The sequence below is a fragment of the Pseudomonas lini genome (assembly GCF_964063345.1).
GTDB classification, from domain to species: Bacteria; Pseudomonadota; Gammaproteobacteria; order Pseudomonadales; family Pseudomonadaceae; genus Aquipseudomonas; species Aquipseudomonas lini_B.
In genome coordinates, this window is record NZ_OZ061318.1 from 1,532,268 (window position 1) to 1,546,709 (window position 14,442).

General features: G+C 59.6%; 15 protein-coding genes. 6 read left to right on the forward strand and 9 right to left on the reverse strand.

What is annotated here, in order from left to right; all coding sequences use genetic code 11:
* Nucleotide 1: 1 nt before the first annotated feature.
* Complete coding sequence (locus tag AB3226_RS06915; protein ID WP_003226982.1) at nucleotides 2–751, reverse strand: electron transfer flavoprotein subunit beta/FixA family protein; 750 nt, start codon at nucleotides 749–751, stop codon at nucleotides 2–4.
* Nucleotides 752–1,299: 548 nt separating this feature from the next.
* Here AB3226_RS06915 and AB3226_RS06920 point away from each other — a divergent pair.
* A complete protein-coding gene (locus AB3226_RS06920; protein WP_367372522.1) occupies nucleotides 1,300–2,964 on the forward strand; it encodes an electron transfer flavoprotein-ubiquinone oxidoreductase in 1,665 nt (554 codons plus the stop codon).
* Nucleotides 2,965–3,145: 181 nt separating this feature from the next.
* On the opposite strand, the gene AB3226_RS06925 is transcribed toward AB3226_RS06920, so the two are convergent.
* Nucleotides 3,146–4,036 carry an AraC family transcriptional regulator N-terminal domain-containing protein gene (locus AB3226_RS06925; RefSeq protein ID WP_367372523.1) on the reverse strand — a complete coding sequence of 297 codons (891 nt, stop codon included), beginning with the start codon at nucleotides 4,034–4,036 and terminating at the stop codon, nucleotides 3,146–3,148.
* 216 nt (nucleotides 4,037–4,252) lie between these two features.
* On the opposite strand from AB3226_RS06925, the gene AB3226_RS06930 reads away from it, so the two are divergent.
* On the forward strand, nucleotides 4,253–5,305 hold the full coding sequence (locus tag AB3226_RS06930) for an NAD(P)-dependent alcohol dehydrogenase (protein WP_367372524.1): 1,053 nt from the start codon (nucleotides 4,253–4,255) through the stop codon (nucleotides 5,303–5,305).
* Here the strand turns inward: AB3226_RS06930 and AB3226_RS06935 are convergent, their stop codons facing one another.
* From AB3226_RS06935 to AB3226_RS06960, 6 genes are all read right to left on the reverse strand, one after another.
* The gene (locus AB3226_RS06935; RefSeq protein ID WP_367372525.1) at nucleotides 5,306–6,109 is read right to left on the reverse strand and encodes an IclR family transcriptional regulator; all 804 of its coding nucleotides are present in this window, start codon (nucleotides 6,107–6,109) and stop codon (nucleotides 5,306–5,308) included.
* Nucleotides 6,110–6,169: 60 nt separating this feature from the next.
* Entirely contained in the window at nucleotides 6,170–7,480 is a 1,311-nt protein-coding gene (locus tag AB3226_RS06940; RefSeq protein WP_367372526.1) for an MFS transporter, read from the reverse strand.
* 171 nt (nucleotides 7,481–7,651) lie between these two features.
* On the reverse strand, nucleotides 7,652–8,800 hold the full coding sequence (gene dgoD, locus AB3226_RS06945) for a galactonate dehydratase (protein ID WP_007903915.1): 1,149 nt from the start codon (nucleotides 8,798–8,800) through the stop codon (nucleotides 7,652–7,654).
* Nucleotides 8,801–8,864: 64 nt separating this feature from the next.
* A complete protein-coding gene (locus AB3226_RS06950; RefSeq protein WP_367372527.1) occupies nucleotides 8,865–9,485 on the reverse strand; it encodes a 2-dehydro-3-deoxy-6-phosphogalactonate aldolase in 621 nt (206 codons plus the stop codon).
* Nucleotides 9,486–9,504: 19 nt separating this feature from the next.
* A complete protein-coding gene (locus AB3226_RS06955; protein WP_367372528.1) occupies nucleotides 9,505–10,497 on the reverse strand; it encodes a 2-dehydro-3-deoxygalactonokinase in 993 nt (330 codons plus the stop codon).
* Between the two features lie 216 nt (nucleotides 10,498–10,713).
* Nucleotides 10,714–11,196 (reverse strand): N-acetyltransferase family protein, encoded by a 483-nt coding sequence (locus tag AB3226_RS06960; protein ID WP_367372529.1) that lies wholly within the window; start codon nucleotides 11,194–11,196, stop codon nucleotides 10,714–10,716.
* 220 nt (nucleotides 11,197–11,416) lie between these two features.
* Here AB3226_RS06960 and AB3226_RS06965 point away from each other — a divergent pair, with 220 nt between their 5' ends.
* The 4 genes from AB3226_RS06965 to AB3226_RS06980 all read left to right on the forward strand — a co-directional run bounded on the left by AB3226_RS06965 (nucleotide 11,417) and on the right by AB3226_RS06980 (nucleotide 13,324).
* Nucleotides 11,417–12,067: an HD domain-containing protein gene (locus AB3226_RS06965; RefSeq protein ID WP_367372530.1), complete on the forward strand. Its 651-nt coding sequence runs from the start codon at nucleotides 11,417–11,419 to the stop codon at nucleotides 12,065–12,067.
* A gap of 140 nt (nucleotides 12,068–12,207) precedes the next feature.
* A complete protein-coding gene (locus tag AB3226_RS06970; protein WP_367372531.1) occupies nucleotides 12,208–12,522 on the forward strand; it encodes a hypothetical protein in 315 nt (104 codons plus the stop codon).
* A 54-nt stretch (nucleotides 12,523–12,576) separates the two neighbouring features.
* Nucleotides 12,577–12,831, forward strand: coding sequence for a hypothetical protein (locus AB3226_RS06975; protein ID WP_305425755.1), 255 nt, complete (start codon nucleotides 12,577–12,579; stop codon nucleotides 12,829–12,831).
* A 112-nt stretch (nucleotides 12,832–12,943) separates the two neighbouring features.
* Complete coding sequence (locus AB3226_RS06980; RefSeq protein WP_367372532.1) at nucleotides 12,944–13,324, forward strand: Rho termination factor N-terminal domain-containing protein; 381 nt, start codon at nucleotides 12,944–12,946, stop codon at nucleotides 13,322–13,324.
* Nucleotides 13,325–13,440: 116 nt separating this feature from the next.
* Here the strand turns inward: AB3226_RS06980 and AB3226_RS06985 are convergent, their stop codons facing one another.
* Nucleotides 13,441–14,340, reverse strand: a complete 900-nt coding sequence (locus tag AB3226_RS06985) for a PfkB family carbohydrate kinase (RefSeq protein ID WP_367375767.1) — start codon at nucleotides 14,338–14,340, stop codon at nucleotides 13,441–13,443.
* Nucleotides 14,341–14,442 lie beyond the last annotated feature (102 nt).

Here is a 14,442-nt window from a genome sequence, read left to right on the forward strand (position 1 = left end):
ATTAGATTACCTTCGCTTCGTTTTTCAGTTTCTCGACCAGTTCAGCCACCGACTTGACCTTGATACCCGCGCTGCGTGCAGCCGGCGCTTCGACTTTCAGGGTCTTGTTGGTGGAGGCGGTGGAAACGCCCAAAGCATCCGGAGTCAGCACTTCGAGAGGCTTCTTCTTGGCTTTCATGATGTTTGGCAGAGACGCATAGCGCGGCTCGTTCAAACGCAGGTCGGTGGTGACGATGGCCGGCAGTTTCAGGGAAACTGTCTGCGCGCCGCCATCGATTTCGCGGGTCACGGCAACGCTGTCGCCGGACACTTCGACTTTCGAAGCAAAGGTGCCCTGACCGTAGCCGCTCAATGCAGCGAGCATCTGACCAGTCTGGTTGTTGTCGCTGTCGATGGCTTGTTTGCCGAGGATCACCAGCTGAGGCTGTTCCTTGTCGACAACAGCTTTCAACAACTTGGCAACGGCCAGGGAAGTCAGATCTTCAGCGGATTCGACGAGGATGGCGCGGTCGGCACCCAGAGCCAGCGCGGTGCGCAGTTGCTCTTGAGCGGTAGACGGGCCGATGGAGACGACGACGATTTCAGTCGCAACGCCTTTCTCTTTCAGACGTACGGCTTCTTCCACTGCGATTTCGCAGAACGGGTTCATCGACATCTTGACGTTAGCGAGGTCGACGCCGGAATTGTCCGCCTTGACACGAACCTTGACGTTGTAATCCACAACGCGTTTGACAGCTACAAGAACCTTCATGGATTCCTCGTTACTCTCCGGTGAAAAGAAAGTCGCCTAGGCGAACCTGGCGGTTGATGCTCATCGGCGCAAGGGCACCTCTAAAAACGCTGGCAGGTGTATCGGGTGAACCTTGCTCACGAGGCTGATTAACCGTTCGTCAGTGGTGACCGACGAGTCATTCATTATCGCGGCGTGTAAACTGCGCGCCTGAACTGCGCTGCGCATCACCTTATACTGCCATCGCCCTGTCTTTAGAGGTGCTCTTGAAACCAACAGTCAGCCTACGGCGAGCGCAAAACCGCCCGTATCTTGACCGGAACACCTATTCCGGTCAATACGGCAAAATAGCCGTTCATAAGCCGCGTGACTTTGATTTCTCTGGCTTTGAGCCAATTCAAACAAACGTTTGTATTGGACGCTAGGAGTGGTGTAGATATAATGCGCCACCTAGAGAGAAAGGTGGGTCATCCATTGTCCCTTTCCGGCAGTTGCCGGAGGAAATAATGGATGCAACGCCAAACCTCCAATTAGAAAAAAACTGTTGAGCCTTGAGTAGGAGATAGCCTGTGGAACGCGAATACATGGAATTCGACGTGGTCATCGTCGGTGCCGGCCCCGCTGGCCTGTCCGCCGCCTGCCGTTTGAAGCAGAAGGCCGCCGAAGCCGGTAAGGAAATCAGCGTCTGCGTGGTCGAAAAAGGCTCCGAAGTCGGCGCTCACATCCTGTCCGGTGCCGTGTTCGAACCACGCGCCCTGAACGAATTGTTCCCGGACTGGAAAGAACTCGGCGCGCCGCTGAATACGCCAGTCACCCGCGATGACATCTTCGTTCTGAAAAATGCCGACAGCGCGCAGAAGATTCCTGATTTCTTTGTGCCCAAGACCATGCACAACGAAGGCAACTACATCATCTCCCTGGGCAACCTGTGCCGCTGGCTGGCTCAGCAGGCCGAGAACCTGGGCGTGGAAATCTACCCGGGCTTCGCCGCCCAGGAAGCGCTGTTCGACGAGAACGGCATGGTTCGCGGGATCATCACCGGTGATCTGGGTGTTGACCGCGAAGGCAATCCGAAAGAAGGCCTGTACACCCCGGGCATGGAACTGCGTGCCAAGTACACGCTGTTCGCCGAAGGTTGCCGTGGCCATATCGGCAAGCAGCTGATCAAGCGTTTCAACCTCGACAGCGAGGCCGACGCCCAGCATTACGGCATCGGCCTGAAAGAAATCTGGGAAATCGACCCGACCAAGCACCAGCCAGGCCTGGTGGTCCACACTGCCGGTTGGCCGCTGGACATCATGAGCACCGAGAACACCGGCGGCTCGTTCCTCTATCACCTGGAAAACAACCAGGTGGTCGTCGGCCTGATCGTCGATCTTTCCTACAGCAACACCTTCCTGTCGCCGTTCGACGAGTTCCAGCGCCTCAAGCATCACCCGGTGCTCAAGCAATACCTGGAAGGCGGCAAGCGCATCAGCTATGGCGCGCGTGCTATCTCCAAAGGCGGCCTGAACTCGCTGCCGAAAATGGTCTTCAAGGGCGGCGCGCTGATCGGTTGCGACCTCGGCACCCTGAACTTCGCCAAGATCAAAGGCAGCCACACCGCGATGAAGTCCGGCATGCTCGCCGCTGAGTCCGTGGCCGAGGCACTGTTCGCTGAAAAAGACGGCACCGAAGAGCTGACCACTTACGTCGACGCCTTCAAGAAGAGCTGGCTCTACGACGAACTGTTCGCCAGCCGCAACTTCGGCCCGGCGATGCACAAGTTCGGCCCGATCATCGGTGCCGGTTTCAACTGGCTCGACCAGAACATCTTCGGCGGCAAACTGCCGTTCACCCTGCACGACACCAAGCCGGATTACGCTTGCCTGAAACTGGCCGCCGACTGCAAGAAGATCGACTACCCGAAACCGGACGGCAAGATCAGCTTCGACAAACTCAGCTCGGTGTTCATCTCGGGTACCAACCACGAAGAAGAGCAGCCTTGCCACTTGAAGCTGGCCGACGCGAGCATTCCGATCGGCAAGAACCTGCCGATGTACGATGAACCTGCCCAGCGTTACTGCCCGGCCGGCGTGTACGAAGTGGTGACCAAGGAAGACGGCGAGAAGCGCTTCCAGATCAACGCCCAGAACTGCGTTCACTGCAAGACCTGCGACATCAAGGACCCTGCACAGAACATCACCTGGGTGGCGCCGGAAGGCTCTGGCGGCCCGACTTACCCGAACATGTAAGTTGAATCGCTGAACATCAAGGCTCCCGAAACGGGGGCCTTTTTGTTGCCCGAAATCCAGGCATCAACACAAGACCCTGTGGGAGCGGGCTTGCCCGCGATGACGGTCTATCATCCACCATTAAAGTCGACTGACCCACCGCAATCGCGGGCAAGCCCGCTCCCACAGGGATTGTGTTGTCTTAAGCAGCGCGCTCATCCCCAGGATTACGTTCAAAGTAGCGCTTGTACTCACGACTGAACTGCGACGTGCTCTGATACCCCACCCGATGCGCCACCTGGGCCACGCCCAAGCCTTCGCCCAGCAACAACTGCTGGGCCCTGAGCAAGCGCAAACGCTTCAAATACTGCACCGGCGACAACAAGGTGCAGCGTTTGAAATGCTCATGAAACGTCGACGCGCTCATGTTCGCGCAACTGGCCAGGGTCTCGACGTTCAGCGGCTCGGTGTAATGCGCATGCAAATGACTCAGGGACGCTGCGATCCGCGCGAACTGCCCCTGTTGTTCCACCAACGCTCGCAACACATCGGCTTGTGGTCCGCGCAACGCCACGAACAACAATTCACGCAAGCGCGCCGGGCCCATGATCTGGCATTCCAGCGGATCGTGCAGGCAGCGCAACAACCGTTCCACACAACCGCGCATGGCATCGTCGAGCACCGCCGAGGTCATGGACTCAGGCGTCTGTGCGGGAACCGTGCGCCCCGGCGCCAGCCCCATGCCCAGCACCAATTCACTGAGCAGCACCCGGTCAATGGCGATAGACACGCCCAGCATCGGGCCATCTGGCGCCGAAAACGTCTCGCATTCGAAGGGTACCGGCAACGCCTGAATCAGGTAATGCCCAGTGCCATATTCCAGAGTACGCGGGCCCAAATGCGCCAACTTGCCGCCCTGGGCGATGATGACCAGGCTTGGCTCGTAGATTTGCGGGCCACGGGCGACATCGCAACTGGCTCGCATAAGCTGCACGCCCGGCAACGCGGTAGGCGCAAAGCCGTCGCGGGTGATCAGCGGCTGGATCAACGAAACCAGGGTGGCATTGGCGTCGAGGTGACGGGTCAACAACATGGGGGAGCTCTTCACAAAAGAAGTCACAAAAGAAGTCACAAAAAAGTCGCGAAAAAAGGGATGAAAGCATCATCGCAGGTCTGATCGCCAATGCGACCAATCAACGGTGTAAGCCGGAGGATTAGGCATGACACCCGGAGGAATCGCCATGGCCGGTAACCCGTTCGGCGCCCAGAATTGCTCGCCTCACCTGTCACTGCTTTTGCGAGGTTCACCATGTACACCGCCATCGGATACGCCGCTCAGTCAGCAACCACTCCCCTCGCCCCGATGAAATTCGAACGCCGCAGCCCACGGGCCGACGACGTTGCGATCGACATTCTTTACTGCGGCGTCTGCCATTCCGACATCCATCAGGCACGCAACGAGTGGGGCATTGCTGTTTACCCACTGATGCCCGGCCACGAGATCGTCGGAAAAGTCACCGCGGTCGGTGCGAATGTTACCCAACACAAGGTCGGCGATCTGGTCGGCGTCGGCTGCATGGTCGACTCGTGCCGTCACTGCGAAGCCTGCAAGGCGGATCTGGAGCAATACTGCCTGGAAGGTACGACCATGACGTACGCCACCCCGGACCGGGTCGATGGCAGCAACACCATGGGCGGTTACTCCGACAGCATCGTGGTCAGCGAGCACTTTGTCGTGCGTATCCCGGAGAATCTCGACCCGGCCAGCGCCGCGCCGATTCTGTGCGCCGGCATCACCACCTACTCGCCGCTCAAGCACTACGGGGTCAAGGCCGGTGACAAGGTCGGGGTTCTCGGTATGGGTGGCCTCGGCCACATGGGCATCAAGTTCGCCAAAGCGATGGGCGCTGAAGTGACGCTGTTCACCCGCTCGGCTAGCAAGGCTGAAGAAGCTCGTCGTCAAGGCGCGGACCATGTGATCGTGTCCACCGATGCGCAGCAGATGAAAGCCGCCGCAGGACATTTCGACTTCCTGCTGGACACCATTCCGGTGCAGCACGACCTCAATCCCTACCTCGATACGCTGCGTTTCGACGGCGTACATATTCTGGTGGGCTTGGTCGAGCCGATCGATCCACCGGTTCACGCTGCCAAACTGATATTGGGTCGTCGCGTGTTGGCCGGCTCGCTGATCGGCGGTATCGCCGAAACCCAGGAAGTGCTGGATTTCTGCGCCGAGCACGGCATCACCTGTGACATCGAAATGCTCGACATCCGCCAGATCAACGAGGCTTACACCCGCATGATTGCCGGTGACGTGAAGTACCGCTTCGTGATCGATATGGCGACGTTGAAAGTCTAATCAGACTTTCGCGCCGAGTTCAGCAGAAAGCCGAGCCGTGACCCCTTTGATCAGGGGAATCAGCTCGGCCATTTTTTCCAATGGCATGTACGGCACGGTGCTGGCGATGCTGATACCGGCGACAATGCGCTTGCTGGCATCGCGGATCGGCGCCGCCACGCAGCGGATCGACGGTTCGTTGTCTTCCAGGTCGAAGGCGTAACCGCCGGCCACGTACTCAATCATGCGCTGCTGAAACTGCTCCCAGGATTGCTCCGGGTGCAGCGGCCAGAACTGATTTTTCCCACCCACCGGCAAGCTGATTTCGTACAGCCGTTGCCATTCTTCCTGCGTGTCATCGAGCATCAGCGCTTTACCGATCCCGGTACGCGCCAATGGCATGCGATGACCGACCCGCGAGCGCATTTCCGGACCGTTGCGCCCCGGATTCTTGTGCAGGTACAGCACCTCGTCGCCTTCACGAATCGCCAAGTGAATGGTGTCACCGGTCAACGCCGACAACTCATCCAGATAGGGCCCGGCCAGCGTCACCAGCGGCAGCTCTTCACGTGCCTGGAAACCCAGCTCGATCAGTTTCGGCCCCAGCAGATAACCGACTTGCGGCACCACCCGCAGATAACGCTCGTCCACCAGGCAACTGGCCAGACGATGAGTGGTGCTGCGCGTCGTGCCGATCAGCCGGGCGATTTCCTTGAGATCGCGGGCGCCACTGGCCACGGCCTGAACCACACCCAAACCACGAAGCAGTGTCTGGGTGCCAGTCGGCGCGGCGTCCTTGGCGATTTTTGGGGCGTCTTCCTGCATATCCAGCCTTTACCGTTGAGCGAGTGAACGGGCGGCATTATGGTCGCCCGATGGCCGCGACTACAACTTGATACGCTCTACCTTGCCCACCAGCAACACGTAGGAAAGCGCACCCAACAACGCCAGAACCGAGATATAGGTAATCGCCGGGGCAAACGAATCACCCGAGGCGAGAAAACCGATGACGATGGGCGTGGTAATCGCCGCCAGGTTGCCGATGAAATTGAACACGCCACCGGTCAGTCCAAGCAAGCGCGCCGGGGCCAGGGTCGACACCAGCGACCAGGTGATCGAAGCCAGGCCGTTGCCGAAGAAGGCCAGCGCGAGGAAGGCAATCACCAGCGGCGTCGACTCGACGAAGTTGGCGCCGATGATCGAAGTGGAAATCAGCAGGCCGCCAATGATCGGCAACTTGCGGGCGAAACCCACCGTGTAGCCGCGACGGATCAAAAAGTCCGAGAAGAACCCCGAACACAGCACGCCGACGAAGGCCGCCAGAAACGGTAGCGACGCCAGCAAGCCAGACTTGATGAAGTCCATGCCGCGATATTTCACCAGGTAGGTCGGGAACCACGTCAGAAAAAACCACAAGGTCGAATTGAGGCAGAACTGGCCGAGGTAAATGCCCCACAACTTGCGTTTACTCAGGACAATCCCGAGGTCGACCCAGCTGAATTTCGCCTTGGCCTTCGCGGTTTCAGCCTGGATATCCACCAGCCCTCCGCCCTCGCGGATCAGCTCGATTTCCGCGTCATTGGCGCCCTTGAAATCACGCGGTTCGCGATACACCGCGTACCAGATCACCGCCCAAATGATGCCCACCACGCCGGTGCTGACAAACACCATGTGCCAGCCATATTGGTGTTGCAACCACGCGAGTACCGGCGTGAGAAACGCCAGGCCGACGAACTGCCCGGAGGTGTAGAAACCGATGGCCGTGGCGCGTTCGCGCTCTGGGAACCAGGTCGTCACCACGCGGCTGTTGATCGGATACGCCGGTGCTTCCAGCGCACCGACGGCCATGCGTAGCACGAACAGCGCGATGAAACTGGCAGCGAAGCCGAGCATCACCGTGGCCAGCGACCACAGCAGCAATGCGACGCTATACAAAATGCGCGGCGGCACTCGGTCCACCAGCCAGCCGCCGGGGATTTGCATGGCGGCGTAAGTCCATCCGAACGCGGAAAAGATCAGCCCGACATGGATCGGATCGATGCCCAGATCGCTGGTCAGCGCCGGGGCGGCAATGGACAGGTTACTGCGGTCCAGGTAGTTGATCACCACGGTGATGAACAACAGGACCATGATGAAAAACCGCTTGCGGCTCGGCGTCACCAACGACGCCTGCCCGATGAGGGTTTGCGGTTGCATGAGAGGTGCCTCTTCTTATGTTTATTGAGGTCAATTTGAAGACTTGCGCTGTCCCCTGTGGGAGCGGGCTTGCCCGCGATAGCGTCCTGTCAGTCACATCAATGCCGAATATGCTGCCGCCATCGCGGGCAAGCCCGCTCCCACAGGGATTTGTGTTGAGTCAGGAGGGACTCACCACTCGGCAAAGCTGCCATCGGCATGGCGCCAGATCGGGTTGCGCCAGCGGTGGCCGACGGCGGCGCGTTCGATCACGTATTCCTCGTTGATCTCGATGCCCAGGCCCGGGCCGTTGGGGATTTTCACGAAGCCTTTGTCGTAGTCGAACACCCGCGGATCTTTCACATAATCGAGCAGGTCATTGCTCTCGTTGTAGTGAATGCCCAGGCTCTGCTCCTGGATAAACGCGTTGTAGCAAACAGCGTCCAGTTGCAGGCACGCCGCCAGGGCAATCGGGCCCAACGGGCAATGCAGCGCCAGCGCCACGTCGTAGGCTTCGGCCATGTTGGCGATCTTGCGGGTTTCGGTGATGCCGCCCGCGTGGGAGGCATCCGGCTGGATGATGTCGACGTAGCCTTCGCTGAGCACCCGCTTGAAGTCCCAACGCGAGAACAACCGTTCGCCGAGGGCAATCGGCGTGCTGGTCAGCGGCGCCAGCTCCTTCAGCGCTTCGTAGTTTTCGCTGAGCACCGGCTCTTCGATGAACATCAGTTTGTACGGGTCGAGTTCCTTCATCAGCACCTTGGCCATAGGCTTGTGCACCCGACCATGGAAGTCCACGCCGATGCCGACATTCGGGCCGACCGCATCGCGCACGGCGGCGACGTTGGCCAAGGCCAGGTCGACCTTCTCGAAGGAATCGAGGAATTGCAGTTCTTCGGTGCCGTTCATTTTCACCGCGGTGAAACCACGGCTGACCGCTTCTTTCGCGGCGCGAGCGGTGTCCGCCGGGCGATCACCGCCGATCCATGAATAAACGCGAATCTTGTCCCGCACCTGACCACCCAGCAGATCGCTGACCGACACACCCAGAGCCTTGCCCTTGATGTCCCACAACGCCTGGTCGATGCCGGCCAGCGCGCTCATGTGGATCGCGCCGCCACGGTAGAAGCCGCCACGGTAGAGCACGGTCCAGATGTCTTCGATGTTGCGTGGGTCTTTGCCGATCAGGTAGTCGGACAATTCCTCAACCGCAGCAGCGACGGTGTGCGCGCGGCCTTCGACCACAGGCTCACCCCAACCGGTCACACCCTCGTCGGTTTCGACCTTGAGGAAGCACCAGCGCGGCGGAACGATGAAGGTAGTGAGTTTGGTGATTTTCATCTCTCGTACTCTCTTTTTATTAATGCAGCTCTTATAGATGCAGCGCTCACAGCGCCAAAAAGTCTTAACGCAAAGCATTCCAGGCAGCGACATACGCCTTGGCGCGCATCGCTACTTCGTCAGCCGTCATGCCCGGTTTGAACAACCCGGAACCGAGGCCGAAACCTTTGACGCCGGCCTCGACAAACACCTGCATGTTGTCCGGCGTAATCCCGCCCACCGGCACCAGCACCGTCCCTGCCGGCAACACCGCCAGCCAGGCCTTCACAACGGCCGGGCCCATTTGTTCGGCCGGGAACATCTTCAGCACATCCGCCCCTTCGGCCAATGCAGCAAAGGCTTCGGTCGGCGTCGCCACGCCCGGCGACAGGAACAGCCCCGCTGCCTTCGCCGCACGCAACACCTTGGCATCGCTGTGAGGCATGACGATCACTTGGCCGCCCGCCGCTTTCACTTGCTCGACCTGTTCCGGCGTCAACACCGTGCCCGCACCGATCAGGCAATCGGCGGGCAAGGTACTGCGCAGGATGCGGATACTTTCGTACGGTTCGGGGGAATTAAGCGGCACTTCGATGACGCGAAATCCGGCCGAGTACAGGACTTCGCCGACGGCTGCCGCTTCTTGCGGACGCAGGCCACGCAGGATCGCGATCAGACCGTTTTTTGCCAGTGCTTGCTTGAGCATGTCAGACCTCCAGTCAGGTTTAACGGGATGGGGGTGTCGTGATCAGTCCAGCGGCAACCGCCAACTGCCACAACCCGCGCTCAGTGGCCTGCTCGGCCAGGGTCACCCGGGCAAAACCGCAGGCGTCGAGCGCCCGGCTGTAGCGGGCGCAGAGTTGGGCGTTTCCGATGAGGATGATCGAAGGCAGATGCACACTGTTGCGCCGGCGCCGCTGAACGTTGGCCAGGGCCGACAGCTCATGGCCGATCAACAGGCCGGACAGATAGTCCGGCTGAGCGACGGCGCTGAGTTCACCGGTCAGCCCCAGACTGCGGGCACTGAACAGTGTCGACAGCAGCCCGATCTCGCCGTCCACCGACAGGGCCACCCGCACGCCACGATCGAACGCTTCGCCATCAAAGGACGCGCCGCGCTGCTGAGTGCGCCCCAGAATGCTGTGTTCACTGAGGACGGCGAAGACTTCGCCAGTCATGAAAGTATCGAAATGCACGATGCAGCCGTCGGCCACTTCCACCCATTTCGAATGGCTGCCTGGCAGGCCGATCAACATATCGTTGCCCGCCCCGCTCGGCAGATTCTGCAACACGCCGAGGACTTGGGTTTCTTCGCCGCGCATCACGTTCGGCAAGCGCGAACGCTGAATCACGCCCGGCACGATGTGCACATCGACACCGCGAAGACTGCGAACGGTTTGTAGGGAAGTTCCGAGATTGGCGACGTTCGCCGGCGTGTCGCAGTAGGCCGCTTCGCGCCAGCCCTGAGCACTGCCGACCATGCCACACGCAATCACCGGCAAACCTGGCTGTGCGTCGAGCCAGTCACCGCACGCCTCATCGAAGGCCAATTCAAAACCGTCGGCGCATTCCTGGCCGGCGATGATTCGCGGCGTCTTGGGCAGCTGCATGATCCCGGACGACAGCGCACGCTGTTCCAGCACCTGGCCACCGAAGCCGAGTTTGTAAGCACGTAATGAGGTCGTCCCCCAATCGAGCGCGATCAGTTGCGCCAGCATCGCTTCACCTGTTTTGTTTTTTGGCAGTGAGTGAGCTGGACTATAAACCTGGACGAAGGTAAATCTCAATATATAAATATCAATCCCATATATTGGGAGCGGCACAAAAAAAGATCGCAACCTTCGGCAGTCCCTACAGATTCGATGTGCGACGCAATAGCGCGGTCGAACACAATCCCGTGTAGGAGCTGCCGAAGGCTGCGATCTTTTAGGGGATCAATTGCCCTCGGCAAAATCCCTTAACACCGCCCCATCCATCCGATACCGCACCCACTCCTCCTGCGGCTGTGCGCCGAGGGATTTGTAGAATTCGATCGCCGGTCTGTTCCAGTCCAGCACGCTCCATTCGAAACGGCCGCAGTCATTGGCGCAGGCGATTTTCGCCAAGTGGCGTAGCAAGGTTTTACCAGCGCCGCCGCCCCGTTGTTCGGGAGTGATGTAGAGGTCTTCGAGGTACAGGCAGTTGCTGCCCAACCAGGTGGAATAGCTGAAAAAGAACACCGCAAAGCCAATCGGCAAGCCATCGCGCAGGCAGATCAGGCCATGGGCGGTGGCGCCTTCGCTGAACAGGCTACGCTCGATGTCGGCGACGCTGGCGATGACTTCGTGGCGGGCACGTTCGAAGTCCGCCAGTTCAGTGATGAACGCGAGGATTTTCGGAGCATCGCTGGGGGTTGCCGGACGGATTTCGATCGTCATGAACGTGCCTTGTGAAAAGTTGAAAACGCCATACTAAGTCCGCGTGCGATGCTCGTCACATTTGAATGCAAAATGTCATATAGCATCGCTGTTTTGTGGCGTTTTGCATGAACAGGCCGGCCTGCGAAATCAGCGTGACTGTGCTGACGTCTTCGCGAGCAAGCCCGCTCCCACAGGGTGCTCATTGATCACAAAAACCGAGTCGAATCCAAGGATTTCCATGACCACCATCGCTTTCGCGCCGCTGCACACTCTGGCTTCTGAACTGCTGCCTCATGCACTGGAGCCTGGCGAGGACGGTGCCCATGATCTGTCGCACTTGCAGCGGGTGTGGCACAACGTGCGCACGCTTCATGCCGAAGAAGGCGGTGATCTTGAGGTGCTGCTGGCAGCCGTGCTGTTGCACGATTGCGTGGCGGTGGAGAAGAACTCGCCGTTGCGCTCACAGGCATCACAACTGGCGGCGCAGAAAGCTTCGACTGTACTGATAGCCATGGATTGGCCAGACGCAAAAATCACAGCGGTCTCCCACGCCATCGAAGCCCACAGCTTCAGCGCCAACATCACGCCTATCACCCTCGAAGCGAAAATCATCCAGGACGCCGACCGCCTCGATTCCCTTGGCATGCTCGGCGTGGCGCGTACCTTCTACATTGCCGGGCGCATGGGCAGTGCGTTGTACGACCCTTTGGACCCTGAGGCAAAAGAACGGGACTACGACGACAAACGCTTTTGCCTCGATCATTTCCAGACCAAGTTGCTGCACTTGGCAGACGGTTTCCAAACGACTACCGGTCAACGTCTGGCACTGATTCGCCACGACCGCCTGAAGGGTTTCATGGAGCTGTTCAAGGAAGAAATCGGCGCCTGATCATCGTCATGGATCTGGCGTCACGTGAGCGGGATCAAAAACGTTGCAGCAAGCCTGGACCACTCGTCGTTCATCAGGCACCAATCCAGGTCAGGGAGGACCAATATCGGGTAAGGACTCTAATCAACGGAGACGACACCATGATCACGTCCCGACTGACCATCTTCGCTCTCACCACATTGCTCACCTCTGTCGCGTTCGCCGCGACCACCTCTTCCGGGACCGACCCGACCGATCCAATCGATAGGCCCGAATCTGCGGCCACCCAAGGCATCGACAGCGGCCGGTCGCCTTCTCCAACGGCCACAGACCCACGGGTTTATCACGATGACGCAGGCGCTCAGGGCGGGATGAATACACCCGGCACCCAGACTCCCGATAACGCCGGAACCGGCGTCGGCTCGAAAACCACCACCGGTGGCTCGGGCTCCGAAGGCCGTAGCGTCAATCAATAAGTTCGCGACGCGAGTGAACATGCACTACCTACCCATCCTGACGAAGAGGTAACCATGAACGTCGATAAAAACCTGGAAAAAGAAGTCTTGACCCGCCTGCTGCACGCCCACCCAAATGGTTTGGGCAAGGAGGTTCTGGACAATTACCGGGGGGAGAGAGTCGTGGCCAGCACGCTCGCGACTCTGCAGGAACGCGGGCTGATCCAGCACGGTCATGTGATCTGCAACGAAGCCGGCGAGCACTCACTGAACCTGCCGATCAAACTCAGCGCCGCTGGGGTTGAAGCAGCGCGCAAGCTGGATGTCTAACCATGCAGGAGCTGGCGAAGGCTCGGGCCGCGTTCGGACGATCTCTTGATCTTAAACATTCACAGGCAAAAGATCGCAGGCTGCGCCAGCTCCTACAACCAGGAGAAATCCCATGCCTCGTGGAAGCAAAGACAAATACACCGCCGAGCAAAAACGCAAGGCCGAACACATCGAAGAAAGCTACGAGCACAAAGGCGTGTCGAAAGATGAAGCCGAAGCTCGTGCCTGGGCCACGGTGAACAAACAGTCGGGCGGAGGTGAACGCGCCGGCGGCTCGGGGCGCAAGAAGCCGGCCAGCGCCAAGTATGCAGATCGCAAGGAATCAGCCCGACGTGCGGTGGCCACCCGTGAAGGCAAACCGCGCAACAGCAAGGCTTCGCGCGATACGCAGACGGTGGACAGCCTGATGAAAGAAGCCAGGGAGAAGAAGATTCCGGGGCGCTCGAGCATGCGCAAGCAAGCGTTGATCGAGGCGTTGCGCAAGGCCGGGTAAGGGTCCGGATTTGATGGTGAGTTTGAGGGCCTCATCGCGGGCAAGCCCGCTCCCACATGGGTTTGTGTCGTTAACAAATCCCCTGTGGGAGCGGGCTTGCTCGCGAAAGCGGTGGATCAAGCGCCGAAAGTCTCGCGGATCAACGCATCCACCTCAACCGCCCCCGGCGAAGTCGCCGGCCCCCAGCAAGTGACCGCCAATGCCGCAGCCGCATTCGCCCGCAGTGCCGCTTCGACCGCCGATAATCCGTGCGCCAACCCGGCGACAAAAACGCCTGCGTGAGCATCCCCCGCGCCGTTGCTGTCCACTGCCTCGACCTTGAAGCCCGGCACGTGCTGGTGATCGCCGCGCTGGCTGATCCAGCACCCTTGCGGCCCATCGCGTACCACCATCAGTACCTCGGTCGGCAGATGATCAGCCAACCGATTCAATGCCTCGCGGATGTCTGTCGCCCCGGTAAACCGCAGCGCCTCGACACGGTTGCTGGTCCACAGATCGATGCGCGACAACAAGGCCTTCATCAGCGATGCGTCTGGCGAATCCACCAACGGACCCGGATCGAACACCACCTTGATCCCGTCCGGCAAATCCAGCACCCAATCCACCAGCGCCTGAGCCTTGCCGCCATGCAGCAGGCTATAGCCGCTGACATAGACAAAATCGCCCGCCTCGGCTGGCACACTCGCCAGGTCTTTGGCGGCCAATTCGCCTTCGGCACCGATGCAGGAAATGAACGTGCGCTCGGCCGAGGCTTCGGTCAGCGCGACGCACAGCCCGGTGTCGCGCTCGGTGCTCTGATCGATGCCGATCCGAATGCCTTCAGCCGTCATCGCCTCTCGGGCCATATCGCCGAAACGGCCCTTGCCATGGCCACCGAGGTAAATCACCGGCAAACCGTTTCGCCGGGCCGCAGCCATCACATTGAAGCCACCACCAGCCTCGAAACGGGCGGATTGCGCCAGCACGTCACCGCCCGATTGAGGCAATTTATCCACGGCCATGACCAGGTCGATCATGACCTGGCCGGTGTGCAGCAGTTTGGTGTCCTGTCTCACAAATACGTTCCTTTTTTGGCGAGTGATTGTTGTCGTCAGGCAAGGCGCCGCGACAAGTCATCG